The sequence below is a fragment of the Caballeronia sp. INML2 genome (assembly GCF_023631365.1).
GTDB lineage: Bacteria > Pseudomonadota > Gammaproteobacteria > Burkholderiales > Burkholderiaceae > Caballeronia > Caballeronia turbans.
Window position 1 is genome coordinate 19,762 of the sequence record NZ_JALQDH010000005.1, and the last position, 24,540, is coordinate 44,301.

The 24,540-nt window shown below is 62.8% G+C and carries 23 protein-coding genes; 18 read left to right on the forward strand and 5 right to left on the reverse strand.

The annotated features are described in order from the left end of the window. Window positions 1-9: 9 nt before the first annotated feature. Window positions 10-480, forward strand: coding sequence for a MarR family winged helix-turn-helix transcriptional regulator (locus tag NCT32_RS01470; RefSeq protein ID WP_250476262.1), 471 nt, complete (start codon window positions 10-12; stop codon window positions 478-480). Here the strand turns inward: NCT32_RS01470 and NCT32_RS01475 are convergent. Beyond that, complete coding sequence (locus tag NCT32_RS01475) at window positions 477-1,751, reverse strand: amino acid deaminase (RefSeq protein WP_250476263.1); 1,275 nt, start codon at window positions 1,749-1,751, stop codon at window positions 477-479. The genes NCT32_RS01470 and NCT32_RS01475 overlap by 4 nt on opposite strands. A 145-nt stretch (window positions 1,752-1,896) precedes the next feature. Between NCT32_RS01475 and NCT32_RS01480 the strand changes: the two genes are divergently transcribed. Genes NCT32_RS01480 through NCT32_RS01490 form a run of 3 tightly spaced genes read left to right on the forward strand, consistent with a single transcriptional unit; the run spans window position 1,897 to window position 4,683 of the window. Beyond that, window positions 1,897-2,784 carry a MurR/RpiR family transcriptional regulator gene (locus tag NCT32_RS01480; protein ID WP_250476264.1) on the forward strand — a complete coding sequence of 296 codons (888 nt, stop codon included), beginning with the start codon at window positions 1,897-1,899 and terminating at the stop codon, window positions 2,782-2,784. 2 nt (window positions 2,785-2,786) lie between these two features. Next, window positions 2,787-4,271, forward strand: a complete 1,485-nt coding sequence (locus tag NCT32_RS01485) for an amidohydrolase family protein (protein ID WP_250476265.1) — start codon at window positions 2,787-2,789, stop codon at window positions 4,269-4,271. Window positions 4,272-4,302: 31 nt separating this feature from the next. Then, window positions 4,303-4,683, forward strand: a complete 381-nt coding sequence (locus NCT32_RS01490) for a RidA family protein (protein ID WP_106854831.1) — start codon at window positions 4,303-4,305, stop codon at window positions 4,681-4,683. A 55-nt stretch (window positions 4,684-4,738) separates the two neighbouring features. Here NCT32_RS01490 and queF read toward each other — a convergent pair whose 3' ends face one another. From queF to NCT32_RS01510, 4 genes are all read right to left on the reverse strand, one after another. Next, entirely contained in the window at window positions 4,739-5,563 is an 825-nt protein-coding gene (gene queF, locus NCT32_RS01495; protein WP_061117851.1) for an NADPH-dependent 7-cyano-7-deazaguanine reductase QueF, read from the reverse strand. Further along, complete coding sequence (locus NCT32_RS01500; RefSeq protein WP_061117850.1) at window positions 5,560-6,474, reverse strand: 5'-nucleotidase; 915 nt, start codon at window positions 6,472-6,474, stop codon at window positions 5,560-5,562. The genes queF and NCT32_RS01500 overlap by 4 nt, the downstream gene beginning before the upstream one ends. Before the next feature lie 6 nt (window positions 6,475-6,480). Continuing rightward, window positions 6,481-8,004, reverse strand: coding sequence for a threonine ammonia-lyase, biosynthetic (gene ilvA, locus NCT32_RS01505; protein ID WP_250476266.1), 1,524 nt, complete (start codon window positions 8,002-8,004; stop codon window positions 6,481-6,483). A 229-nt stretch (window positions 8,005-8,233) separates the two neighbouring features. Beyond that, window positions 8,234-8,437: a hypothetical protein gene (locus tag NCT32_RS01510; protein WP_250476267.1), complete on the reverse strand. Its 204-nt coding sequence runs from the start codon at window positions 8,435-8,437 to the stop codon at window positions 8,234-8,236. A 92-nt stretch (window positions 8,438-8,529) separates the two neighbouring features. Between NCT32_RS01510 and NCT32_RS01515 the strand changes: the two genes are divergently transcribed. From NCT32_RS01515 to NCT32_RS01580, 14 genes are all read left to right on the forward strand, one after another. Beyond that, window positions 8,530-12,624 carry an FAD/FMN-binding oxidoreductase gene (locus NCT32_RS01515; protein WP_061117848.1) on the forward strand — a complete coding sequence of 1,365 codons (4,095 nt, stop codon included), beginning with the start codon at window positions 8,530-8,532 and terminating at the stop codon, window positions 12,622-12,624. A gap of 35 nt (window positions 12,625-12,659) precedes the next feature. Continuing rightward, window positions 12,660-13,106 (forward strand): HIT family protein, encoded by a 447-nt coding sequence (locus tag NCT32_RS01520; RefSeq protein ID WP_061117847.1) that lies wholly within the window; start codon window positions 12,660-12,662, stop codon window positions 13,104-13,106. A gap of 9 nt (window positions 13,107-13,115) precedes the next feature. Next, window positions 13,116-13,523 carry a gamma-butyrobetaine hydroxylase-like domain-containing protein gene (locus NCT32_RS01525; protein WP_061117846.1) on the forward strand — a complete coding sequence of 136 codons (408 nt, stop codon included), beginning with the start codon at window positions 13,116-13,118 and terminating at the stop codon, window positions 13,521-13,523. 83 nt (window positions 13,524-13,606) lie between these two features. Continuing rightward, the gene (gene ubiE, locus NCT32_RS01530) at window positions 13,607-14,338 is read left to right on the forward strand and encodes a bifunctional demethylmenaquinone methyltransferase/2-methoxy-6-polyprenyl-1,4-benzoquinol methylase UbiE (RefSeq protein WP_250476269.1); all 732 of its coding nucleotides are present in this window, start codon (window positions 13,607-13,609) and stop codon (window positions 14,336-14,338) included. 25 nt (window positions 14,339-14,363) lie between these two features. Continuing rightward, window positions 14,364-15,377 carry a Tim44 domain-containing protein gene (locus NCT32_RS01535; protein ID WP_250476270.1) on the forward strand — a complete coding sequence of 338 codons (1,014 nt, stop codon included), beginning with the start codon at window positions 14,364-14,366 and terminating at the stop codon, window positions 15,375-15,377. Window positions 15,378-15,595: 218 nt separating this feature from the next. Beyond that, window positions 15,596-16,267, forward strand: coding sequence for an SCP2 domain-containing protein (locus NCT32_RS01540; RefSeq protein ID WP_250476271.1), 672 nt, complete (start codon window positions 15,596-15,598; stop codon window positions 16,265-16,267). 22 nt (window positions 16,268-16,289) lie between these two features. After that, complete coding sequence (ubiB, locus tag NCT32_RS01545) at window positions 16,290-17,858, forward strand: ubiquinone biosynthesis regulatory protein kinase UbiB (protein ID WP_250476272.1); 1,569 nt, start codon at window positions 16,290-16,292, stop codon at window positions 17,856-17,858. Between the two features lie 11 nt (window positions 17,859-17,869). Further along, window positions 17,870-18,487 carry a methyltransferase domain-containing protein gene (locus NCT32_RS01550; protein WP_250476273.1) on the forward strand — a complete coding sequence of 206 codons (618 nt, stop codon included), beginning with the start codon at window positions 17,870-17,872 and terminating at the stop codon, window positions 18,485-18,487. Window positions 18,488-18,631: 144 nt separating this feature from the next. Then, the gene (locus tag NCT32_RS01555; RefSeq protein ID WP_250476274.1) at window positions 18,632-18,976 is read left to right on the forward strand and encodes an FmdB family zinc ribbon protein; all 345 of its coding nucleotides are present in this window, start codon (window positions 18,632-18,634) and stop codon (window positions 18,974-18,976) included. 134 nt (window positions 18,977-19,110) lie between these two features. Then, entirely contained in the window at window positions 19,111-19,773 is a 663-nt protein-coding gene (locus NCT32_RS01560; RefSeq protein ID WP_061117840.1) for a DUF502 domain-containing protein, read from the forward strand. A 94-nt stretch (window positions 19,774-19,867) separates the two neighbouring features. Then, the gene (gene aspS / locus NCT32_RS01565) at window positions 19,868-21,670 is read left to right on the forward strand and encodes an aspartate--tRNA ligase (RefSeq protein ID WP_061117839.1); all 1,803 of its coding nucleotides are present in this window, start codon (window positions 19,868-19,870) and stop codon (window positions 21,668-21,670) included. Between the two features lie 108 nt (window positions 21,671-21,778). Beyond that, on the forward strand, window positions 21,779-22,255 hold the full coding sequence (gene nudB, locus NCT32_RS01570; protein WP_250476275.1) for a dihydroneopterin triphosphate diphosphatase: 477 nt from the start codon (window positions 21,779-21,781) through the stop codon (window positions 22,253-22,255). Continuing rightward, the gene (locus tag NCT32_RS01575) at window positions 22,252-23,541 is read left to right on the forward strand and encodes a phosphatidylserine/phosphatidylglycerophosphate/cardiolipin synthase family protein (protein WP_061117837.1); all 1,290 of its coding nucleotides are present in this window, start codon (window positions 22,252-22,254) and stop codon (window positions 23,539-23,541) included. Before nudB ends, NCT32_RS01575 begins: the two co-directional genes overlap by 4 nt. Window positions 23,542-23,811: 270 nt before the next feature. Next, the gene (locus tag NCT32_RS01580; RefSeq protein WP_061117836.1) at window positions 23,812-24,486 is read left to right on the forward strand and encodes a TetR/AcrR family transcriptional regulator; all 675 of its coding nucleotides are present in this window, start codon (window positions 23,812-23,814) and stop codon (window positions 24,484-24,486) included. The last annotated feature ends 54 nt before the right edge of the window (window positions 24,487-24,540 follow it).

The following is a 24,540-nucleotide window of genomic DNA, read 5'->3' on the forward strand; positions in this document are numbered from 1 at the left end:
ATCGAAAGCATGAATGAACAGGACCGTATCGCCGTGGTGCAGCAGTTCGGGCGCACGTATCGCGCGTTCATGTCGGCGTTCGAGGCGGCCGTCGGCCAGCCGATGCCGCGCTGGCGCATCCTGCTCGCGTTGCATGAACACGCGGGCGTGCTGTCGCAGAAGAGGCTCGTCGAACGTTTGAAGGTGGACCCGGGCGCGCTGACGCGGCAGTTGAAGACGCTGGAAGGGCTCGGCTGGATCGTGCGCAGCGTCGATGCACGCGACAATCGCGTGTCGAATGTCGCGCTGACGGCGCAAGGGCGCGCGATGGCCGAAGAAAGCCTGCCGCGTCGCAACGCGTTTCTGCACGACACGATGGCTTCGTTGCCCGATGAAGCGATCGAAGCGTTGTCGAGCGCGCTTCACATGTTCGAGGGACGCATTCAGGAAGTGGCGGCCGCGAACGCGTCGCAAGCGGCCGCCGTCGAAGTGAAAGCTTAAAAGAACGTTTCGATCACCTCGGTGACGCGGTATTTCGGATCCAGGACGAGAATCTGACGCCACTTGTCGAAGGTCAGGCACGGGTGCGAGATGTCGAACGCGATCATGTCGCCGACTTTCACGTCGTCGCCCGGCTTGATGCGCAAGTACGCGTGCTGGTCCATCAGGCCGAAAATCTCCCAGCCTTCGTCGCGCGAAACATCGCGCGGCGCTTCATTGCCCGGACGATAATGCTTCGCCGGCTCGGGCATACCCGCATCGAATGCGGAATCGCGCTTGCCGAGCCCGATGATCGCGCGATCCGGTTCGGGAATCGACTGCACATACGCCCACAACTGCAGCGCCGGCTTCAAACCTTGCCCCATCTTCTTCGCGATCGGATTGCGCGCGAAGATCTCGTTCTGCGCTTTCTTGTAGATGCCGACATCGTGCGTCAGATAGCAGCCCGGGCGCAGCACGACTTCGATCGCGTCGCTGTTGGCCTTCGCGAATTCGTCAGCGACGACGTCATACCATGCCGATCCCGCGCCCGAGAGAATCGCGGGCTTGCGCGCGATCTTGCCGTCCGCGATCAGCTTGCGCGTGACGTCCACCGCGCTTTGCAGGAACGCGCGAACTTTCGTTTCGTCCTGCAGCACGCCCTCATACAACTCGATGCCCGCAAGTTCGATCGTGCCTTGCCAGCGCGCGATCGCAGCGAGCACCGCATCGCGCTGCGCGTCGTCGCGCACGCCGGTGCGTCCGCCCGGCACGCCGAGCTCGATCAGGACGTTCAGCTTTTTGCGGACGGAACTGAAGAATTCTCCGAGCTGATCGACGCCGTCGGCTGAATCGACCAGACAGAAGAACTCGAAATTCGGATCGGTGAGCAACTCGGCGATCATGCCCATGTTGCGTTTGCCGACGAGCTGATTGGCCATCAGGATGCGATGCACGCCGCCGCGATACGCCGCGCGCACCTGATGCGCGGTCGCGAGCGTGATGCCCCACGCGCCGGCGTCGAGCTGACGGCGAAAGAGTTGCGGCGCCATCGTCGTCTTGCCGTGCGGCGCGAGCTTCACGCCGTATTCGCCGACGAACGCCTGCATCCACTTCAGGTTGTGCTCGATGCGATCGGAATAGAGCACGGCGGCGGGCAGGCTCACGTCCTCTTCGAGCAGATTCCATTGCAGGCGCGACGCGTCGTTCAACTGGATGCCCGTGCCCGGCACCATGCCGAGACCCTTGCCGAACGGGTCGATCGTCGCGTTCTGATAGTTTGTAACTTTCATGTGCTGCTACTCCATCGTCCGTTTAAATAAACCTTGCGCACGACTCGATGCGCATCAGAGTTGACGGTGCTATGTTAACCAAAGTAGCATCCGCGATGGAAATGTTATTTAGTAACACGAGCTTCACGTAAACCCGCAACCCGATATGAACGGCCACGCCGACATGCTCAGTTTCGACATCGTCGCACGCATCGCGGAGCGCGCGCCCGAGTTGCGCAGCGCCGAGCGCAAGGTCGCCGCGCTGATTCTCGACGACCTGACGGGCGCATCGCGCGCGAGCATCGGTGCGCTCGCCGACAAGGCGGACGTGAGCATCGCGACCGTGACGCGTTTCGCGAAGGCGGTCGGCTGCGTGGACGTGCGCGAATTGAAGCTTCGGCTCGCGCAGGCGGCGGCCGTGGGTCAGCGCTTTCTGAAGCGCGAGCCTGATGCGGTGCCCGATTCGCTCGCCGCGCGCATTTTCGAGGAAGTGCAGGCGACGCTCGCGCAGAATCAGGGCGCGCTCGCCGCCGCGCCGATCGCCGAAGCCGCGGACGCGCTCGCCGCGGCATCGATGATCTACGTGTTCGGCATGGGCGGCGGCTCGACCGCCCTCGCCGACGAGATGCGTTTTCGTCTCGTGCGGCTCGGACGGCCGGTCGCGTCCTATCAGGACGGGCTGTTGCAGCGGATGGTCGCGTCGACGTTATCGAAAGAACATCTCGTGGTTGCGCTATCGGTGACGGGGCAGACGCCGGAGATAGTCGAAAGCTGTCAGCTCGCGAAACAGTACGGCGCGCGCGTGATCGCACTGACCGCGCCCGCGTCGCCGCTCGGCGCGCTTGCGGACTGGCTGATTCCGGTCATCGCGATCGAAACGGATTTCATCTACAAACCGTCGTCGTCCCGCTACGCGATGATGATGGCGCTCGATTTGCTCGTCACCGAACTGGCCGTCAAGCAGGCCGACCACAGCCGCGAACTGTTGCGCCGCATGAAACACGCGCTCGATTCGCATCGCGGCGGCGGCGAGCGTCAACCTTTGGGAGACTGATCATGGAATCGTTGAAAGCCGACACGCTGATCGTCGGCGCGCGCGTGATCGACGGCACGGGCGCGCCCGCCGTCGAGCGCGATGTCGCCGTGCGCGACGGGCGCATCGTGGCGATCGAGGCGCCGGGCGGCTTGTCCGGCTGGCATGCCGATGAAACCTTCGACGCCGAGGGCAAAGTGCTCGCGCCCGGTTTCATCGACGTTCACACGCACGACGACACGCACGTGATCCGCTCGCCGCAGATGATGCCGAAGATCACACAGGGCGTGACGACGGTGATCGTCGGCAATTGCGGCATCAGCGCGTCGCCGGTGACGTTGAAGGGCGATCCGCCCGATCCGATGAACCTGCTCGGCGACGCCACCGCATTCAGATATCCGACCTTCGCCGCTTATGTCGATGCCGTCAACGAAGCGCGTCCGGCGGTGAATGTCGGCGCACTGATCGGGCATACGGCACTACGCAATAATCATATGGACCGGCTGGATCGCGCGGCCAGCGCCGATGAAGTCGCGGGCATGCGCGCGCAACTCGAAGAAGCGCTGGATAACGGCGCGCTCGGCTTGTCGAGCGGGCTCGCGTACGGATCGGCGTTCAGCGCGCCGCCGGAAGAAGTGCAGGCGCTGGCCGAGCCGCTCGCCAAAGCCGGCGCGCTCTACACGACGCACATGCGCACCGAATTCGACGCGATTCTCGATGCGATGGACGAGGCGTATCGCGTCGGCCGTCATGCGCGCGTGCCGGTGGTGATCTCGCATCTGAAGTGCGCGGGGCCGTCGAACTGGGGACGCAGCACGGAAGTGTTGAAGTCGATGGAAACCGTGCGCGACGGCCAGCCGGTCGGCTGCGATTGCTACCCGTACAACCGGAGTTCGTCGACGCTCGATCTGAAGCAGGTCACGGGCGATATCGACATCACGATCACGTGGTCGACGCCGCATCCGGAGATGGCGGGCAAGCTGATCCGCGAAGTCGCCGACGAGTGGAAAGTCAGCCAGCAGGAAGCGGCGAAGCGCCTGCAGCCGGCGGGCGCGGTGTATCACAACATGTCGGAAGACGACGTGCGTCGCATCCTCTCGCATCCCGCGACGATGGTCGGCTCCGACGGCTTGCCGAACGATCCGCTGCCGCATCCGCGTTTGTGGGGCGCGTTTCCGCGCGTGCTCGGCCACTACGCGCGCGACACGGCGCTGATTTCGCTCGAGGAAGCGGTGCGCAAGATGACGAGCCTGTCGGCGCGGCGCTTCGGTTTGACGGAGCGCGGCGAGTTGAAGGTCGGCTATCACGCGGATCTGGTCGTGTTCGATCCGGAGCGTGTGCGCGATGCCGCGACGTTCGCGAAGCCGCAGCAGGCGGCCGACGGCATCGACGCGGTGTGGGTGAATGGCGTTTTGACGTATCGCGAGCAGGCCGTGACCGGCGCGCGCGCGGGACGTTTCGTGGCGCGCGGCGCGGCATCGAAGCTCGATGCGCAGGGCGCGTTTTGAATTCTTATCGCATGGAAAAAGGAGCAGGACGATGAAGCGTTATGGCGTGGAAGGTGGCAAGGGACAAGGCGGCGCGCACATGCCGTTCGCACGCGCGGTCGAGGCGGATGGCTGGCTGTTCGTGTCGGGCCAGACGCCGATGGAAAACGGCGAGGTGATCAACGGCGGCATTGTCGAGCAATCGCACAAGGCGATTCAGAACGTGCTCGCGATTTTGAAGGAAGCCGGTTACGGCACGGAAGATGTCGTGCGCTGCGGCGTGTGGCTGGACGATCCGCGCGATTTCGCGTCGTTCAACAAGGTCTTCAAAGAGTACTTCGGCGCGAATCCGCCGGCGCGCGCGTGCGTGGTGTCGTCGATGGTGATCGACTGCAAGGTCGAGGTGGATTGCGTGGCTTATAAGAAGGCGTAAGCGCGATCGCGGCTCTGGTTCATCGAAAGCAGAGCCGCGTCATCATTAATCTGTTTTACTGCCGCGCCAGCCGCGCATTATCCGGCATCGGCAGATTGAAGTTCGTCCGAAACGGGTTGATGTCGAGCCCGCCGCGCCGCGTGTATCGCGCATACACCGCCAGCCGCTCCGGTCTGCATTCCCGCATGATGTCCATAAAGATGCGCTCGACGCATTGCTCATGGAACCCGGTATGTCCGCGATAAGAAACTATGTATCGCAACAATCCCGCATGATCGATCTGTCCGCCGTAGTAGCGAATCTGCACGCTGCCCCAGTCCGGCTGTCCCGTCACCGGGCAGTTCGATTTCAACAGATTCGAGAACAGCGTCTCATCGGTCGGCGTTTCGTCGTGCGCCGCCTTCAGGAGCGACGGATCCGGCGTGAAAACCTCACAATCGAGATCGAGTCGATCCAGAGACAAACCGTCGAATTCTTCCATCGTCAGCTTGCCGAAGTCGCCGGGCGCCGCGAGCTGTACCGACACCGTCGCGCCGCAGATCGCGGATACGTCGCGTTTGATGGCGGCGCGCACGTCGTCGATGGAATCGAACTGCGTCTGCGCGAACGAGCCGAGATACAGCTTGAACGACTTCGACTCCACGATATTCGGCGAGTCCGCCGGCACGAAGAAGGTCGCGACCGCCACCTGCGGCTTGCCGCGCCGGTTCAGCCACGACAATTCATAGGCGTTCCAGATATCCGTGCCGAAGAACGGCAGACGCGCGGGCACGCCGATCGAATCGCGCGCGCGCTTGCGATCGATCGGAAACAGCAACGATGCGTCGTACTGTTCGGTGTAGTGGACGGGCTTGCCGAGCGGAGATTGATCGGGTGTCATGATGCGTTCGCAATGCCGCTGAGAACATGCCCCGTCGCGGTGACGACGCGGGCCGATTCGCAGTGGCGAATTTGATCGTCGAAGAAAAAATCGGGCTCGAATTCTCGCAGGAATTCGCCTTTGTCGAGGCCGCCGAGAAACATCGCTTCGTCGATTTCGATGTCCCAGGCCATCAGCGTGCGGATCGCGCGCTCATGCGCGGGCGCGGAGCGCGCGGTGACGAGCGCGGTGCGGATGTGCATCGGCGACTTGCTTTCGTTGTCGTCGGCGATGCGCTGCAACTTGTTCAACGCCGCCAGCAGCGGTTTGAGCGGGCCGCCGGGAAGCGGCGAATCCTTCTTTTGCGTTTCGTGGCCGACGAACGCGCCGAGCCCCTCGCTCTGAAAGATGCGCTCGGCTTCGTCGGAGAACAGAACGGCGTCGCCGTCGAACGCGATGCGAATCTCGTCCGCATAACGGCTCGCGGCGCGCGGCGTTTCCGGCAGTACGCGCGCAGCAGGAAAACCGGCGGCGAGCGCGTCGCGCACATCGTGCGGATTCGCCGACAGAAACAGCGACGCCCGCAGCGGCTTCAGATACGCGAACGGCGAGCGGCCGCGCGTGAACACGCCGCGCTCGATCGCGAGACCATGCTCGCGGCACGAATGAAACGCGCGCAGACCGCTGATCGGATCGCTGCGCGACAGAATCACCACTTCGACGCGCTGTTCGCCCGCGTTGAGCGCGAGCAGCTTGCGGATCAGCCCGAACGCGACGCCCGGCTTCGCGGGCGTCTCCAGCCGTGAACGTTGCAACGCTTCGTATTGGGCGAGATCGCCCGTCTCGAAGACGCGGTTCTCTTCCTCGAAATCGAAAAGCGCGCGCGACGAAATCGCGACGACGAGCTTGTCTTCGAGCGTGAACTTCGGCATCGCTGCTTAAGCCAGGAACAGCTTGTACACCGGGTTCGCGCCTTCGTCCCACCACGGATAGCCGAGCGTCGCGAGGAAGCGCTCGAACTCCGCGTTGTCCGACTGCGGCACCTGAATGCCGACGAGAATCGAGCTGGTATCCGCGCCCTGATTCCGATAATGGAACAGGCTGATGTTCCAGTCCGGCGCCATCGACGACAGGAACTTCATCAGCGCGCCCGGGCGCTCCGGGAATTCGAAGCGCAGCAGGCGTTCGTCCCGTGCGAGCGGCGAATGACCGCCGACCATGTAACGGATGTGCTGTTTCGAAAGTTCATCGTGCGACAGGTCGACCGTCGCGAAACCATGCTCGACGAACGACGACATCATCTGCGCCGTTTCCTTGCGCGACTTGATCTGCACGCCGACGAAGATATGCGCGGCCTTTTCATCGGCAATGCGGTAGTTGAATTCCGTCACGCTGCGTGTGCCGACGAGCTCGCAGAAGCGCCTGAAGCTGCCGCGCTCTTCTGGAATCGTCACGGCGAACACGGCTTCGCGCGCCTCGCCGACTTCCGCGCGCTCCGCGACGAAGCGCATGCGGTCGAAGTTCATGTTCGCGCCCGACGTCACCGCGACGAGCGTCTTGCCTTCGATGCCTTCGCGCTCCGCGTAGAGCTTGGCGCCCGCGACAGCGAGCGATCCCGCCGGCTCGAGCACGCTGCGGGTGTCCTGAAACACGTCCTTGATCGCTGCGCAAAGCGCGTCGGTATCGACGGTGACGACTTCATCGAGCAACTCGTTGCACAGCCGGAACGTCTCCTCGCCGACGAGCTTCACCGCCGTGCCATCCGAAAACAGCCCGACTTCGTTCAGCGTGATGCGTTTGCCGGCCTCGATCGACTGCGCCATCGCGCAGGAATCCTCGGTCTGCACGCCGATCACCTTGATCTCCGGCCGCACCGCCTTGATGTACGCCGCGACGCCCGCCGCGAGTCCACCGCCGCCGATCGGCACGAAGATCGCGTGAATCGGGGCCTGGTGCTGGCGCAGGATCTCCATGGCAATAGTGCCCTGTCCGGCGATCACGTCCGGATCGTCGAACGGGTGCACGAAGGTCAGGCCGCGCTCTTCCTGAAGCTGCACGGCGCGCGCGTACGCGTCGCTGTACGATTCGCCCGCGAGCACCACTTCGACGGTCGGTCCGCCATGCGCGCGGATCGCGTCGATCTTGACCTGCGGGGTTGTGGTCGGCACTGCGATCACCGCACGGCAGCCGAGCCGCGCCGCCGACAGCGCCACACCCTGCGCATGATTGCCCGCCGACGCCGTGATCACGCCGCGCGCGAGTTCGTCCGCCGACAGATTCGCCATCTTGTTGTAAGCGCCGCGAATTTTGAAGGAGAACACCGGCTGGTTGTCCTCGCGCTTCAGGAACACGGAATTGCGCAGACGCGCCGACAGGATGCGCGCGGGTTCGAGCTCGCTCTCCCGCGCGACGTCGTACACGCGCGCGGTCAGCACTTTCTTCAGGTAGTCGGGATGTGTCATGCGTGGAATCGTCACGCGGCAACGGTGCGCGCGGGTTTTTGAGGGCGAAAGCATTAATGATAGCGCCAACCGCGCGCCCTCCGGGCACGCCATGCGTTTCTACCGTCCGGACGGTCGTGCAAAAAAGCGTCGAAAATGACACGAACGCGTCGCGAATGCGCACGCAAAAGCCCCTTCTCGCTGCTAGCAACCGCGAACGCGCGTCACCGCGATGAGTTAGAATTTCCTTTTACGAATCAGCAATCAGGATCGGCAGATGCACCGGCAGCTTCGGATCGATTTTTGGGCGCATGTCTCCCGCGCGTCGCACCCGGCGGCCGAGCGGCATGCGCGCCGCGCGCGATCGTGGCGTTGATCCAGGGCACATCGAAGGCGCCGTGATGGAGTTCACTTCGCCGCGTTTCACGCTGCGTGACCCGGCGGCCTTCGCCAAGATAAGTCTCATTCGAAAATTTGCGCCCCCACGCGCATCGTCGGCGTTTCCGCTTTTCGAAGCGCGCCCGCCGGCACACCGAACCGTCGAACATGAACGCACCTCAAGCCTTCGATCCGAACGGCGCCCATGCCGCCTTGGCGCTCGATGTCGAGCCCCGTCTGCGCGAAATCCCCTATAACTACACGTCGTTCTCCGATCGTGAAATCGTCATGCGGCTCCTGGGCGACGAAGCCTGGGCCGTGCTCGACGAACTTCGCAACGAGCGCCGCACGGGCCGCTCCGCGCGCATGCTGTACGAAGTGCTCGGCGATATCTGGGTCGTGCGGCGCAATCCGTATCTCCAGGACGACCTGCTGGACAACCCGAAGCGCCGCGCGCTGCTGGTCGAGGCGCTGAATCACCGGCTCACGGAGATCGATAAGCGCCGCAGCGCCGATCTCACCGCGCATAGCGACGAAGCCGGCAGCCGCGAGCGCGCCGAGCGCGTGCAGTTGCTGATTACCGCCGCGCGCCGCGCCGTCGACGACTTCGCCTCCGAGTTCGGCAGCATGGCCGACTTGCGCCGGCGCGCTTCGCGCGTGCTGGGCAAGGAGACGCAGAAAGACAACATCAAGTTCGATGGCCTGTCGCGCGTCTCGCACGTCACCGACGCGACGGACTGGCGCGTCGAATACCCGTTCGTCGTGCTGACGCCGGACACCGAAGGCGAAATCGCCGGCCTGATCAAGGCGTGCTTCGAACTGGGACTCACCGTCATTCCGCGCGGCGGCGGCACCGGCTATACGGGCGGCGCGATTCCGCTCACGCCGTTCTCGGCCGTCATCAACACGGAAAAGCTCGAGCAGCTCGGTCCCGTCGAGATGACCGATCTGCCGGGCGTCGATCACAAGGTCGCGACGATTTTCTCCGGCGCGGGCGTCGTCACACGGCGCGTCACCGAGGCGGCCGAGCAGGCGGGCTTTGTGTTCGCCGTCGATCCGACTTCGCTCGATGCATCGTGCGTCGGCGGCAATGTCGCGATGAACGCGGGCGGCAAGAAGGCCGTGTTGTGGGGCACGGCGCTCGACAACCTCGCGTGGTGGCGCATGGTCGATCCGGAAGGCAACTGGCTCGAAGTCACGCGTCTGGATCACAACTGCGGCAAGATTCACGACGTCGAAGTGGCGCGCTTCCGGCTCGACTGGTTCGACGGCAATCGTCCGCCGGGCGAGAAACTTCTGCGTACCGAAAATCTCGACATCACCGGCCGCACGTTCCGCAAGGAAGGGCTCGGCAAGGACGTCACCGACAAATTCCTCGCCGGCCTTCCCGGCGTGCAGAAGGAAGGCTGCGACGGGCTGATCACGTCCGCGCGCTGGATCCTGCACAAGATGCCCGCGCACACGCGCACCGTTTGCCTCGAATTCTTCGGCCAGGCGCGCGACGCAATTCCGAGCATCGTGGAGATCAAGGACTATCTCTTCGAAACGTCGAAGCAGGGCGGCGCGATTCTCGCCGGCCTGGAGCATCTCGATGAGCGCTATCTGCGCGCGGTCGGCTACGCGACCAAGAGCAAGCGCAATGCTTTCCCGAAGATGGTGCTGATCGGCGATATCGTCGGCAATGACGCCGATGCCGTCGCCGCCGCGACTTCCGAAGTCGTGCGCATGGCCAACGGCAAGAGCGGCGAAGGCTTCGTCGCCGTGAACGCCGAGGCGCGCAAGCGTTTCTGGCTCGACCGCTCGCGCACCGCGGCGATCGCAAAGCATACGAACGCGTTCAAGATCAACGAAGACGTCGTGATCCCGCTCAACCGCATGGGTGAGTACACGGACGGCATCGAGCGCATCAATATCGAGCTGTCGATCAAGAACAAGCTGCAACTCGTCGATGCGCTCGAAGCGTTCTTCCGCACCGGCAAGCTGCCGCTCGGCAAGACCGACGACGCGAACGAAATTCCCAGCGCCGAACTCCTCGAAGATCGCGTGCAGCAGGCGCTCGACCTGCTCAAGCGCGTGCGCGAGCGCTGGACCTTCGTCAGCGAAAAGCTCGACATGCCGTTGCGCGAGGCGCAGCACTATCTCGTCAATCTCGGCTACGCAGCGCTCGCCGAAAAGCTCGCGGATCGCGTCGACGTGCAGCCGGATGCGAACATCTTCCACGTCGCGCAGGATCGCACGGTGCGCATCTCGTGGAAGCAGGAGATTCGCGCGGAACTGCGTCAGATCTTCAACGGCGGCGAATTCAAGCCGATCCTCGACGAAGCGCAGGCCATCCACAAGCAGGTTCTGCGCGGACGCGTGTTCGTCGCGCTGCACATGCATGCGGGCGATGGCAACGTGCACACCAACATTCCTGTCAACTCCGACAACTACGAGATGCTGCAGGACGCGCATCACGCGGTGGCGCGCATCATGAAGCTCGCGCGTTCGCTCGATGGCGTGATTTCGGGCGAGCACGGTATCGGCATCACCAAGCTGGAGTTTCTGACCGAAGAGGAAATCGGCGATTTCCGCGCGTACAAGCAGCGCGTCGATCCGCACGGTCGCTTCAACAAGGGCAAGCTGTTCGAAGGGGCGGACCTGCGCAACGCCTACACGCCGAGCTTCGGGCTGATGGGCTACGAGTCGCTCATCATGCAGCAGTCGGATATCGGCGCGATTTCCGATTCGATCAAGGACTGCCTGCGCTGCGGCAAGTGCAAGCCGGTCTGCGCGACGCACGTGCCGCGCGCGAACCTGCTGTACAGCCCGCGCAACAAGATTCTCGCGACTTCGCTGCTGGTCGAGGCGTTCCTGTATGAAGAGCAGACGCGCCGCGGCGTATCGATCAAGCATTGGGACGAGTTCAACGACGTCGCCGATCACTGCACGGTCTGCCATAAATGCGTGACGCCATGCCCGGTGAAGATCGACTTCGGCGATGTCACGATGAACATGCGCAATCTTTTGCGCAAGATGGGCAAGAAGAAGTTCAACGCGGGCAACGCGGCGGGCATGTTCTTCCTCAATGCGACGAATCCGCAGACCATCAATCTCGCGCGCACCGCGATGATGGGTGTCGGCTACAAGGCGCAGCGCTTCGGCAACGACGTGCTGAAGAAGTTCGCGAAGAAGCAGACGGCGAAACCGCCCGCGACGGTCGGCAAGCCGCCCGTGGTCACGCAGGTGATCCACTTCATGAACAAGAAGATGCCGGGCAATCTGCCTAAGAAGACGGCGCGCGCGCTGCTGGATATCGAAGACAACAAGATCGTTCCGATCATCCGCAATCCGAAGACGACTACCGTCGATTCGGAAGCCGTGTTCTATTTCCCCGGCTGCGGCTCGGAGCGCCTGTTCTCGCAAGTCGGGCTCGCGACGCAGGCCATGTTGTGGGAAGCGGGCGTGCAGACCGTGCTGCCGCCGGGCTATCTGTGCTGCGGTTATCCGCAGCGCGGCTCGGGGCAGTACGACAAGGCCGAGAAGATCGTCACGGACAATCGGGTGCTGTTCCATCGGGTCGCGAATACGCTGAACTATCTCGATATCAAGACCGTGGTCGTGTCGTGCGGAACCTGCTACGACCAGCTTGCGGGCTATGAATTCGAGAAGATCTTCCCGGGCTGCCGGATCATCGACATTCACGAATTCCTGCTCGAAAAGAACATCAAGCTCGACGGCGTGACGGGCACGCGCTACATGTACCACGACCCGTGTCACTCGCCGATCAAGACGATGGACCCGGTCAAGCTCGTCAACGACCTGATGGGCTCCAAGAACGACGGCTACAAGATCGAGAAGAACGATCGTTGCTGCGGCGAGTCGGGCACGCTGGCGGTCACGCGGCCCGACATTTCGACGCAAGTGCGCTTCCGCAAGGAAGAGGAGATCCGCAAGGGCGCGGCCAGGTTGCGCGGAATCCCGCTCGTCGCCGAAGCGGGCGCGAACGCCATCAACATGGCGAACGCGGCGGCCGGTGCGGCGGGCGCGCAACCGGGCTCGGTGCTCAAGGCCGGCGACGGTCCGCAACCGAATGGCCAGGACGTGAAAATCCTCACGAGCTGCCCGTCGTGCTTGCAGGGCCTGTCGCGCTACAACGAGGACGCCAACATCGAGGCGGACTATATCGTCGTGGAAATGGCGCGCAAGGTGCTCGGCGAAAACTGGATGGAACAGTATGTCGAAAGCGCGAACAATGGCGGTATCGAGCGCGTGCTGGTGTAATAGCGAAATCGAGGTTGATTCGCTAGAGGGTCGAGATGGACTGTGTGTTTTGCCGTGAAGACGGCGGTGAGGTGCTGTGGTCGGACGACGCATTGCGCGTCGTCCTCGCTGACGAGCCCGACTGGCCGGGACTGTGCCGCGTGATCTGGGGCGCGCATGTCGCCGAAATGTCCGATTTGTCGGATGGTGACCGTGCGCGCGTGATGACGGCCGTGAACGGCGTCGAGCGCGCGATGCGCCGCGTGCTCGTGCCGGAGAAGATCAATCTGGCGAGCCTCGGCAATCAGGTGCCGCACGTCCACTGGCACATCATTCCACGCTTTTCCAACGATTCCCGCTTCCCTCTGCCGATCTGGGCGCCACGCCAGCGCACGGTGTCCGAATCGCAGCTATCGAAACGCCGCGCGCAGGCGACGCTCTTGCGCGAGCAGGTGCGCAACGAGCTGAACCAGGCGTTCGGCCCGCAGGTTGGTCACCCATAAGACGACATCATGAGCGGACTCACTTCAACGACGCCGATTCCCACCGGCGTCGTCGTGCATTCGAAATCCCGCGTGCTCGAACTGCAATACGGCGGGGAGTCGTATCGCGTGCCGTTCGAGTTGCTGCGTGTCTACTCACCTTCCGCTGAAGTGCAGGGCCACGGACCGGGCCAGGAAACCCTGCAGACCGGCAAGCGCGAGGTGACGATCATCGGCATCGATCCGGTCGGGCATTACGCGCTGCAACTGAATTTTTCGGACGGCCACAATACGGGCATCTATTCGTGGGACATCCTGCACAACCTGGCGACGCGGCAGGACCAATTGTGGCGCGAGTATCTGGCGAAACTGGAAGCCGCGGGCGTGGACCGCGACACGCCGATGGCAGCCAAACCAACCGGTGGCCACTGCCACTAAGCATCAAGGCTGCGGCATACGGCCGCACAGCCGGCGCGACGATTGCGCATACATAGAACGAACAACAGGCGAGGAAGAGCGCGATGAGCAAGACCCACTTCGGATACGAAACGGTCGACGAGCAGGACAAGGCGAAGAAAGTGGCGGGCGTGTTCCACTCCGTTGCTGGCAACTACGACTTGATGAACGACCTGATGTCCGGCGGACTGCATCGGATCTGGAAGCACTTCACGATCGGGCAGGCCAAGGTGCGGGCGGGCTACAAGGTGCTGGATATCGCGGGCGGCACGGGTGATCTGGCGATGGCCTTTGCCAAGCAGGCAGGCGAAACCGGCGAAGTCTGGCACACGGACATCAACGAATCGATGCTGCGGGTGGGCCGCGACCGGCTTATCGACAAAGGCGTGCTGACGCCCGCATTGCTGTGCGACGCGGAGAAGATTCCGTTCCCAAACAGTTATTTCAATGTTGTTACGGTTGCTTTCGGTCTTCGTAATATGACGCACAAGGACCGTGCGCTGGCGGAAATGACCCGCGTGCTGAAGCCGGGTGGCAAGCTTCTCGTGCTGGAATTCTCGAAGGTGTGGGAACCGCTCAAAAAGCCGTACGATATCTACAGTTTCAAGATTTTGCCGTGGCTTGGCGAAAAAGTGGCCAAAGATGCGGACAGCTATCGGTACCTCGCCGAGTCGATCCGCATGCACCCGGACCAGGAAACTTTGAAAACGATGATGGAACAAGCAGGCTTGGATCGAGTCGAATATTACAATTTGTCAGGTGGCGTGGTAGCGTTACACGTCGGGACAAAATTTTAGTGTTCCACTCTCTTAAGGATTCGATATGTTCGATTCGCGCAAACCCCAATCCCGGGGTTTCCTGAGCTTCTTTTTCAGGAAGGCCGGAGTCTTGGCGCTGGCTGGCGTTATTGCGGCCGGCGCAATCTTCGCGGAAACGGCGGAAGCCAAGCGCATGGGCAGCGGCCGCAGCATGGGCCGTCAGTCGGCCACGGCGACGCAGCAGCATCAAGCCACGCCGCCGTCGCAATCCATGCAGCAGGGGCAGGCGGGGCAGGCGGCGCAGGCTCAGCGCGCCCAGCCCGCGCCCGCTGCACCGGCAGCGGCGCAACCCGCGCGCAATCGCTGGCTCGGACCGATTGCCGGTCTTGCGGCGGGTCTCGGTATCGCGGCGCTGCTGTCGCACTTCGGGCTGGGCGAAGCGTTCGCCGGCGCGATGGCCAACATGATCATGATTGCCTTGATCGTGCTGGCGGCCGTCATGCTGTTCCGCTTCATCATGCGCAAGCGTCAGGGCAATAACACGCCTGCATACGCTGGTGCCGGTTCGGCCTCGGGTTCGCCGTACGGCGCCTCCGCGCGCACGAGCCTGAACCAAGACCCGCCGCAAGTGCCGCAACAGCCGAGCGGCTTCGGCGCGAACTACATCGAATCCGCGGCGCCGCAACCGGCCGTGAATCCAAACGTGCCGGCTGGCTTCGACACCGACGCATTCTTGCGTAACGCGAAGGTCTACTTCGTGCGACTTCAGGACGCGTGGGACCGCGGCAATGTCAACGACATCCGCGAATTCACGACGCCCGAAATGTTCGCCGAAGTGAAACTCGACGTCGATGCCCGCGGCAGCGCGCCGAACCGCACGGACGTGGTGCAGCTCAACGCCGATCTGCTCGGCGTCGAAGATCGCCCGAACGAGTACCTCGCTAGCGTGCGCTTCCACGGTCTCATCCGCGAGTCGGAAGGCACGGCGGCAGAGCCGTTCGTCGAGGTGTGGAACCTGTCGAAGCAAAAAGTCGGCAATGAAGGCTGGCTGCTGGCGGGGATTCAGCAGGTAAGTTGATGCCGGCAAGCGCAAATCTGTAGAGCGCCACCGCGTTGCTGTCCGGCGCGGTCTGCGCAGCGTATGTCGAGATAGTTATGGGAAACCGCGCGAAAGCGTCTCGCGCAGATTTACCCCGTAGAATAGGACCCGCGCGAGCCACCGCTTGCGCGGGTTTTTTTATCTCCGAATCGATGACGAACGCAGACGAATCCGCCCGTTCCGTAGCAAATCCCGCCATGAAGACCGCATCCAGTGGATTCGCGGCCGCCGTGAATCATCTGCTCGTGCGCGAGCCTTGGGCGCTCGAACGCCTCAAGCCGTACGCGAGCAAGCGTGTAAAGCTGTCGTGCACGCCGGTTTCGATCGCGCTCGCGGTGCAAGCTGATGGCCTTTTTGCCGCGACCACCGACGCCGAGGCGGGCGCATTCGACGTGACGATCGCCGTTCCGCTCGACGCGCTGCCGATATTTCTGCAAGGCGGACAGGCCGCGGTGATGAAGCATGTCCGGATCGAAGGCGACGCGGAGTTTGCGACGACCCTCGCAAAGCTCGCGGAGCATCTGCGCTGGGATCCCGAAGAGGATCTGGCGCGCGTGATCGGCGACGCGCCTGCGCATCGCGTGGGACTCGTCGCGCGGGCGGTGCAGGAGCAGGCGCAGCGCACCGGGCGGAATCTGCTGGACACTTTCACCGAATACTTCCTCGACGAGCGGCCGCAACTCGTGCGCAAGAGCGCGCTCGACGCGTTCAACGCCGAGCTTTCGAGAACGCGCGATGCGCTTGCGCGCGTCGAAAAGCGCATCGAAAGAATCGAGCAACAAAGCGGACAACGAACCGAACAACCACGGCCGGCAAGCGGTGCCTCAGCGCGAACCGGCGGCGAGTCTGTGCGCGACTCGCACGAATAACGAGCTGAAGCGAATTCGAACCATGCGTTTTCTGCGTTTTCTCAAGATTTTTTTCACGATCGTCCGCTTCGGGCTCGATGAACTCGTGATGAGCGGCATCGACGATCGACGCGTGCGCTTTCTCATGCGCATCACGACCTTCGGCCGCCGGTTCGAGATCGAGCGCGGCATCCGTCTGCGGCTCGCGCTGGAAAGCCTCGGACCGATCTTCGTGAAGTTCGGGCAGGTGCTGTCGACGCGGCGCGATCTTTTGCCCGTCGATGTCGCCAATGAACTCGCCAAGCTTCAGGATCAGGTTCCGCCGTTCGATTCGGCGGTGGCGGTGTCCATCATCGAAAAGTCGCTCGGTGCGCCCATCGACGAACTGTTCGACGATTTCGAGCGCGTGCCGGTGGCGAGCGCGTCGATCGCGCAGGTGCATTTCGCGAAGATCAGGTACGGCGAGCACGCGGGCAAGTCGGTTGCGGTGAAGGTGCTGCGCCCGGGCATGCTTCCCGTGATCGACTCCGACCTCGCGTTGCTGCGCGATATCGCGACGTGGGCCGAGCGCCTGTGGGCGGACGGCCGTCGCCTGAAGCCGCGCGAAGTCGTCGCCGAATTCGACAAATATCTGCACGATGAGCTCGACCTGATGCGCGAGGCCGCCAACGGCAGCCAGTTGCGCCGAAACTTCCAGGGCCTCGATCTGCTGCAAGTGCCGGAAATGTACTGGGATCTGTCGGCGCCGACGGTGCTCGTCATGGAGCGCATGGTCGGCGTGCCGATCAGCCAGGTGGAAACGCTGCGTGCGGCCGGCGTCGATATCCCGAAGCTCGCGCGCGAGGGCGTCGAGATTTTCTTCACGCAAGTGTTCCGCGACGGCTTCTTCCACGCCGACATGCACCCCGGCAACATTCAGGTCAGCCTTGATCCGGCGACGTTCGGGCGTTATATCGCGCTGGACTTCGGCATCGTCGGGGCGTTGTCGGACTTCGACAAGAACTACCTCGCCCAGAATTTTCTGGCGTTCTTCAAGCGCGACTATCACCGTGTCGCGACGCTGCATCTGGAATCCGGCTGGGTGCCGCCGAGCACGCGCGTCGAGGAGCTGGAAAGCGCGATTCGCGCGGTGTGCGAGCCGTACTTCGATCGCGCGCTGAAGGACATTTCGCTCGGGCAGGTGCTGATGCGCCTTTTCTCGACGTCGCGCCGCTTCAACGTCGAGATCCAGCCGCAACTCGTACTGCTGCAAAAGACGATGCTCAACGTCGAAGGGCTCGGGCGCTCCCTCGACCCGGAGCTCGATCTGTGGAAAACGGCCAAGCCGTATCTCGAGCGCTGGATGAACGAGCAGATTGGCTGGCGCGGCTGGTACGAGCGCCTGCAGATGGAAGCGCCGCAGTGGAGTAAGACGATTCCACAGTTGCCGCGACTGGTTCACCATATTCTTGCGGAGCGCCACGACGCGCCGAGGAGCGGCAGTGACGAACTCATGCGGATGCTTTTAGCCGAGCAAAAGCGCACGAACCGCCTGCTGGTGACGCTGCTCGTCGCCGGCCTCGTTGCGATGGCGGGCGCGGGTGTCGTGGCCGCGCAGTTTTTGCTTCACTGAACGCCGACATCATGAGCGATCCGACGAATCCAGACGTTCCCGATTTTCAGAACCGCGATCCGAATTCGCCGGGTTTTTGGGATGAACGCTTCGACCGACGGTTCACGCCGTGGGATCAGGCGGGCGTCCCGGAAATGTTCAAGACGTTCGTCGAGTCGCGCCATGCGCAGAATGTGCTCATTCCAGGCTGCGGCAGCGCGTACGAAGCGCTTTACCTGGCCGAACGCGGCTGGCCGGTGCGCGCGATCGACTTCTCCTCGGGCGCCGTTGAAGCGGCGCGTGCGCGACTCGGCGCGCATGCGGACGTCGTCGAAGAGGCGGATTTCTTCGCATACGCGCCGCCTTTTTCGCCCGACTGGATTTACGAACGGGCCTTTCTGTGCGCGCTGCCGAAAGTCCGCTGGCAGGACTACGCCACCCGGATGGCTGCGTTGCTCGAACCGGGTGCGCTGCTCGCCGGCTTCTTTTTCATCGGGTCGACGCCGAAAGGGCCGCCTTTCGGCATCGGGCGCGGCGAACTGGACGCGCTGCTGTCGCCGCACTTCGAGTTGACCGAAGACCGCGAGGTGAGCGGCTCGATTCCCGTATTCGCCGGCCGCGAACGGTGGATGACCTGGCGACGAATCTGAGCCGGCCGACTTGAAAACCGCCGACGGCGCCCCGAAATATCGGGCGATCAAGCTTGTGCCCGTCCTGCGGAAAATTGCGGGTCAAGTTTGCGGCTATAATTCAAGGCTTTGCAAGCGTCGACAGATCATTGTAGGAAGAGTGCCATGCCGATTTACGCGTACCGCTGCGCACACTGCGGCCACGAAAAAGACGTGCTTCAGAAACTGAGCGATGCGCCGCTCACGCAATGCCCTGCCTGCGGAAAGGATACGTTCTCGAAGCAGGTGACCGCCGCCGGATTCCAGCTGAAAGGCTCGGGTTGGTATGTCACCGATTTTCGAAGCGGCAATAACGGTTCGAAGGGCAGCGCACCGGCAACGAAAACGGAGGACGCTGCGACCGCTGGCTCCGGCAACGCGAATTCGGGCGACGCAACGCCGGCAAGCACGTCATCGTCGGATGCCGCCAAGCCCGCGGCGGGCGCCTCCGCATCGTCGGACGCTGCCTGAAGCGCCGGGTCGCCAGTCCGCCTGGCCTATGGCGCGCAGATGACCTCGCCGACCGCGCGCAATTTGGGCGCGGCTCGCCTGCCAAGCCGGATTTCCGACACGATCGGGAGCCGGCGCAGCCTCCGCCCCGTTAAATGACCACGAAAAAGACTACGCTGAAATCCGTGTTCCTCACCGGCCTGCTCGTGCTGGTGCCGCTCGCGATCACCTTGTGGGTACTGGGCCTCGTCATCGGGACGATGGACCAGACGCTCCTGCTCCTGCCGGAATCGTGGCAGCCCGAGCGCGTCGTCGGCTTTCACCTGCCGGGCGTGGGCGCCGTGCTGACGATTGCCTTCATTTTCATCGTCGGATTATTGACGCAGAACTTCGTTGGCCAGAAGCTCGTGAAATGGTGGGACGCCATCCTGCGCCATATCCCGGTGGTCGGGCCTTTGTATACGAGTGTGAAACAAGTATCGGATACGTTGCTCTCTTCGAGCGGTAACGCGTTCCGCAAGGCGCTGCTGATCGAATATCCGCGCAAGGGCTCGTATACCATTGGCTTTCTGACAGGCATTCCGGGCGGCGACGTGCTGAATCATCTCGGCGAAGAGCACGTGAGCGTCTACGTGCCGACGACGCCGAACCCGACGTCCGGCTTCTTCCTCATGATGCCGAAAAGCGAAGTGGTCGAACTGGACATGACCGTCGACGCCGCACTGAAGTACATCGTCTCGATGGGCGTGGTGGCCCCCGCCCCGAGCGCGCCGACGCCGGTCGCGCCCGCCCGCCGCCCCACCGAGCCGCCGATGTAATGCCGGCGCGCGCGAGCCTGGAGTCCGCCGACCGAAAGAGCGAGACCCGAACGCGCGAGCCGTTGATCAACGAACAACGAAAGACACAAACATCATGTCGATGCGATCTGAATACTGCGGTCTGGTGACCGAGGCCCGCCTGGGCCAAACCGTTTCGCTGTGCGGCTGGGTGCATCGCCGCCGCGATCACGGTGGCGTTATCTTCATCGACTTGCGCGATCGCGAAGGGCTCGTTCAGGTCGTCTGCGATCCGGACCGCGCCGAGATGTTCAAGGTGGCTGAAGGCGTGCGCAACGAATTCTGCGTACAGGTGAAGGGCGTCGTGCGCGAGCGTCCTGAAGGCACGGTCAACGCGAACCTCACGAGCGGCAAGATCGAAGTGCTGTGCCACGAGCTGACCGTGCTGAACGCATCGGTTACGCCGCCGTTCCAGCTCGACGACGACAACCTGTCGGAGACCACGCGCCTCACGCATCGCGTGCTCGATCTGCGCCGTCCGCAGATGCAGAAGAACCTGCGCTTGCGCTACCGCGTCGCCATGGAAGTGCGCAAGTATCTCGACGCGCAAGGCTTCATCGACATCGAAACGCCGATGCTGACCAAGAGCACGCCGGAAGGCGCGCGCGATTACCTCGTGCCATCGCGCGTGAACGCGGGTCAGTTCTTCGCGCTGCCGCAGTCGCCGCAATTGTTCAAGCAATTGCTGATGGTCGCGAACTTCGACCGCTACTACCAGATCACCAAATGCTTCCGCGACGAAGACCTGCGCGCCGACCGTCAGCCGGAATTTACGCAGATCGACTGCGAAACCTCGTTCCTGAACGAGCAGGAAATCCGCGATCTGTTCGAAGAGATGATCCGTCACGTCTTCAAGGAGACGATGGACGTCGCGCTGCCCGCAAAATTCCCGGTCATGCTGTACTCGGAAGCGATGCGCCGCTTCGGTTCGGACAAGCCCGATCTGCGCGTGAAGCTCGAATTTGCCGACCTCACGGATGCGGTGAAGGACGTCGACTTCAAGGTGTTCAGCATGCCGGCCAACTCGAAGGACGGCCGAGTCGCGGCGCTGCGCGTGCCGAAGGGCGGCGAACTGTCGCGCGGCGACATCGACGGCTACACGGAGTTCGTGCGCATCTACGGCGCGAAGGGCCTCGCGTGGATCAAGGTTAACGACAAGAGCCGCGGCCGCGACGGCCTGCAAAGCCCAATCGTCAAGAACCTGCATGACGCGGCGCTCGCGGCGATCATGGAGCGCACGGCGGCGCAAGACGGCGACATCATCTTCTTCGCGGCGGATCGCGCGAAGGTCGTGAACGACAGCCTCGGCGCGCTGCGCCTGAAGATCGGCCATTCGGAATTCGGCAAGGCGACCGGCCTGCTCGAAACCGGCTGGAAGCCGTTGTGGGTCATCGACTTCCCGATGTTCGAGTACGACGAGGAAGAGAACCGTTACGTGGCCGCGCATCACCCGTTCACGAGCCCGAAGGACGAGCACCTCGAGTACCTCGAAACCGACCCGGGCCGCTGCCTTGCGAAGGCATACGACATGGTGCTGAACGGCTGGGAAATCGGCGGCGGTTCGGTGCGTATCTTCCAGGAAGACGTGCAGAGCAAGGTGTTCCGCGCGCTGAAGATCGGCGCGGAAGAAGCGCGCCTGAAGTTCGGCTTCCTGCTCGACGCGCTTCAGTATGGCGCGCCGCCGCACGGCGGCATCGCGTTCGGTCTGGACCGCATCGTCACGTTGATGTCCGGCGCCGATTCGATCCGCGACACGATCGCATTCCCGAAGACGCAGCGCGCGCAGGATCTGCTCACGCAGGCGCCGAGCGAAGTGGACGAGCGCCAGTTGCGCGAGCTCCACATCCGTCTGCGTCAGCCGGAGCAGAAGGCGCACTGAGCCGCTTCGTTGTCGATGTGATGAAAAAGGCGCCGGGTGCGCCTTTTTCACTTTTTGCGTTACAGTCTTTGGGCACAGACAAATAATGAAACGCGCATTCATAAAGACATGCAGAAGCCGCCCAAAATCCCTGAATCCGTGCTCGTCGTCATTCATACGCCGGAACTCGATGTGCTCATCATCGAACGTGCGGATCACAAGGGTTTCTGGCAATCGGTGACAGGCTCGAAGGATCGTATCGACGAACCGCTGATCGAGACCGCCGCGCGCGAGGTTGAGGAAGAGACGGGTATCGTGATCGGCAGCACGCTCGTGCCCGAGAACGCGCTGCTCGACTGGCATCACAGCATTCAGTACGAAATCTATCCGCAATGGCGGCATCGTTACGCCGAAGGCATCACGCGCAACACCGAGCATCAGTTCAGCCTGCTCGTGCCGCATTGTCTCGAAGTGACGCTCGCGCCGCGCGAGCACACCGCGCATCTGTGGCTGCCGTTTCGCGAGGCCGCCGACCGATGCTTCTCGTGGTCGAACCGGGAAGCCATCCTGCAATTGCCCGAGCGCCTCGCGGCGCATAACCGATGATCGGACTGCGTCCACGGCGCAGTTTCAAGCGGCTGCGCCAGGCGCTGTTTCTGGGCCGTCGACCGCCGCGCCTTTGCTTCACGTCCGGCAACCACGTTCGGCTCTTCAAGTGCGGCGTGCAATTCTTCCCGGCGTTGATCGAGCGGATCGACAACGCGCGCAAGTCGGTGTCGCTGGAAACGTACATCTTTGCCAACGACGACATCGGTCGCGCCGTCTCCGATGCGCTCGTGCGCGCCGCCGAACGCGGCCTCAAGGTGCGTGTGATCACGGATGGCATCGGCACGGAAAGCAATCTGCCGATGTTCAAGCTCTGGCAGGAGCGCGGCGTCGAGCATCGTATTTACAACCCGCATCTGCTGTTCGGGCCGCTCGGCTTCTCGCGCACGCATCGCAAGCTCGCGCTGATCGACGAGACGTATGCGTTTTGCGGCGGCATCAATATCGTCGACGACTACGATCAGAACGGCACGCGTCTCGAACGGCCGCGCTGGGACTTCGCGATGGAGGCGCAAGGCCCCGTCGTGAAGGACGTGATCGAAGCGTTCGACCTTCAATGGCAGCGCATTCGGCTCGGCGTGAAGCCGCGGCAGCCGTCGCAGCCGGGTTGCGAGCAGCAGGAAAACGATCGCGGGCCCGGCCGATGGAACGCACGCCGCGCGATGCTGGCGCGCCGGCGCGCGCGGCTCGGTGAAATTCACGCGGTGGACCAGCCGTGCATCGCGTTCGTCGCGCGCGACAACTTGCTGAATCGTCGCGCGATCGAAAAGGCGTATCTGCGGGCAATCGCCCACGCCGAGAGCGAAGTGTTGCTCGCGAATCCTTACTTCATGCCGGGGCGCAAGTTGAGGCGCGCGCTCGTCAACGCGGCCGAGCGTGGCGTACGCGTGTCGCTGGTCATCGGTCGCAAGGAATTCGTGGCTCTCGATTACGCGACGCCGTTCCTCTACGGCAACCTGCTGAAGCACGGCGTGCGGATCGCCGAGTATGAAAAGACGATGCTTCACGGCAAGGTCGCGGTCGTCGACGCGGATTGGGCCACCATCGGCTCATCGAACCTCGATGCGCTGTCGCTCGTGCTCAACAACGAGGCCAACATGGTGCTCGTGAATCACGCCGAAATCGCCGGATTGCACGATGCCATTCTTCAGGCGTTTGACGAAGGCCGCCCGATCGATGAAAAACACTATGCGTCGCGGCCTGTTACGGAGCGGGCGCTGAGTTGGCTTGCGTACAACACTTATCGCCTCATGATGAAAATGATCACCATTGGTCAGTACGATTAACTGCTATTTAGCAGCGATTGCGCAAGAATACTGGACTACAAGCATCATCAGGTAAAGGATCCCACGAATCGGGAACTCGGGCAGTCACTTACAGGCAGTCCGTACATAAAACGCGACAATGGGCGCAGGCATTGTTGAGATTTATCCTATAGACATGCCCTGGCGTTTTAGAAACGCGTATCTAAAAATTTGCTTGTATCACCAGCGTTCGGCCACAATAATAGAACGGCCGTTCGATTTTACGGGTCACATAAGAACGGTAGGGACATCATGCGAAAAGGCGAACAGACGCGGGCCGCGATTCTCGACGCAGCGCTGGAGTTGGCAAGTCGGGACGGGCTGGAAGGGCTGACGATCGGCCTGCTGGCCGAGCGGATGCAAATGAGCAAGAGCGGTGTGTTTGCGCATTTCGGGTCGCGCGAGGACTTGCAGGTGGAGGTGGTGCGCGAGTACCACCGGCGCTTCGAAGATGAAGTGTTCTTTCCGAGTCTGCGTGAAGCGCGCGGCCTGCCGCGATTGCGCGCGATGATGAATCGCTGGATGGAGAAGCGCATCCAGGAAGTGACCACGGGTTGTATCTATATCAGCGGAGCGGTGGAGTACGACGACCGCGCCGCGAGCGCCGTGCGCGAGCAGCTCGTGCACAGCGTGAGCATGTGGCGCGAGGCGCTCTTGCGCGCGATCCGCCAGTCGAAGGACGAAGGGCATCTGAAGCCGGAGACGGACCCGCATCTGATGCTTTTCGAGCTGTACAGCTTCACGCTCGGCCTGCATCACGACGCGCGCTTCCTGCATCTGCCGGAAGCCGTGCAACTGACGCGGGACGCGCTCGAAAAGACGATCGTGTCGTATCAGACGTCGAATGCGGGAGCCGGAACGGGCATCCCTCAACCGGCGGCGAATACGGCGACGAATCTGACATCACAACACACCGACAGCCGTTAGCGGCGCCGTTCGCATCGAGAAGGTGGCTCGGCGGCGCGCAACCAGAAGCTTGAA

Bases quoted from the DNA above. Each gene is read 5' to 3' on its own strand.
- NCT32_RS01470 (WP_250476262.1), top strand. From the start codon at position 10: ATGAATGAACAGGACCGTATCGCCGTGGTGCAGCAGTTCGGGCGCACG.
- NCT32_RS01475 (WP_250476263.1), bottom strand. From the start codon at position 1,751: ATGAAAGTTACAAACTATCAGAACGCGACGATCGACCCGTTCGGCAAG.
- NCT32_RS01480 (WP_250476264.1), top strand. From the start codon at position 1,897: ATGAACGGCCACGCCGACATGCTCAGTTTCGACATCGTCGCACGCATC.
- NCT32_RS01485 (WP_250476265.1), top strand. From the start codon at position 2,787: ATGGAATCGTTGAAAGCCGACACGCTGATCGTCGGCGCGCGCGTGATC.
- NCT32_RS01490 (WP_106854831.1), top strand. From the start codon at position 4,303: ATGAAGCGTTATGGCGTGGAAGGTGGCAAGGGACAAGGCGGCGCGCAC.
- queF (WP_061117851.1), bottom strand. From the start codon at position 5,563: ATGACACCCGATCAATCTCCGCTCGGCAAGCCCGTCCACTACACCGAA.
- NCT32_RS01500 (WP_061117850.1), bottom strand. From the start codon at position 6,474: ATGCCGAAGTTCACGCTCGAAGACAAGCTCGTCGTCGCGATTTCGTCG.
- ilvA (WP_250476266.1), bottom strand. From the start codon at position 8,004: ATGACACATCCCGACTACCTGAAGAAAGTGCTGACCGCGCGCGTGTAC.
- NCT32_RS01515 (WP_061117848.1), top strand. From the start codon at position 8,530: ATGAACGCACCTCAAGCCTTCGATCCGAACGGCGCCCATGCCGCCTTG.
- NCT32_RS01520 (WP_061117847.1), top strand. From the start codon at position 12,660: ATGGACTGTGTGTTTTGCCGTGAAGACGGCGGTGAGGTGCTGTGGTCG.
- NCT32_RS01525 (WP_061117846.1), top strand. From the start codon at position 13,116: ATGAGCGGACTCACTTCAACGACGCCGATTCCCACCGGCGTCGTCGTG.
- ubiE (WP_250476269.1), top strand. From the start codon at position 13,607: ATGAGCAAGACCCACTTCGGATACGAAACGGTCGACGAGCAGGACAAG.
- NCT32_RS01535 (WP_250476270.1), top strand. From the start codon at position 14,364: ATGTTCGATTCGCGCAAACCCCAATCCCGGGGTTTCCTGAGCTTCTTT.
- NCT32_RS01540 (WP_250476271.1), top strand. From the start codon at position 15,596: ATGAAGACCGCATCCAGTGGATTCGCGGCCGCCGTGAATCATCTGCTC.
- ubiB (WP_250476272.1), top strand. From the start codon at position 16,290: ATGCGTTTTCTGCGTTTTCTCAAGATTTTTTTCACGATCGTCCGCTTC.
- NCT32_RS01550 (WP_250476273.1), top strand. From the start codon at position 17,870: ATGAGCGATCCGACGAATCCAGACGTTCCCGATTTTCAGAACCGCGAT.
- NCT32_RS01555 (WP_250476274.1), top strand. From the start codon at position 18,632: ATGCCGATTTACGCGTACCGCTGCGCACACTGCGGCCACGAAAAAGAC.
- NCT32_RS01560 (WP_061117840.1), top strand. From the start codon at position 19,111: ATGACCACGAAAAAGACTACGCTGAAATCCGTGTTCCTCACCGGCCTG.
- aspS (WP_061117839.1), top strand. From the start codon at position 19,868: ATGTCGATGCGATCTGAATACTGCGGTCTGGTGACCGAGGCCCGCCTG.
- nudB (WP_250476275.1), top strand. From the start codon at position 21,779: ATGCAGAAGCCGCCCAAAATCCCTGAATCCGTGCTCGTCGTCATTCAT.
- NCT32_RS01575 (WP_061117837.1), top strand. From the start codon at position 22,252: ATGATCGGACTGCGTCCACGGCGCAGTTTCAAGCGGCTGCGCCAGGCG.
- NCT32_RS01580 (WP_061117836.1), top strand. From the start codon at position 23,812: ATGCGAAAAGGCGAACAGACGCGGGCCGCGATTCTCGACGCAGCGCTG.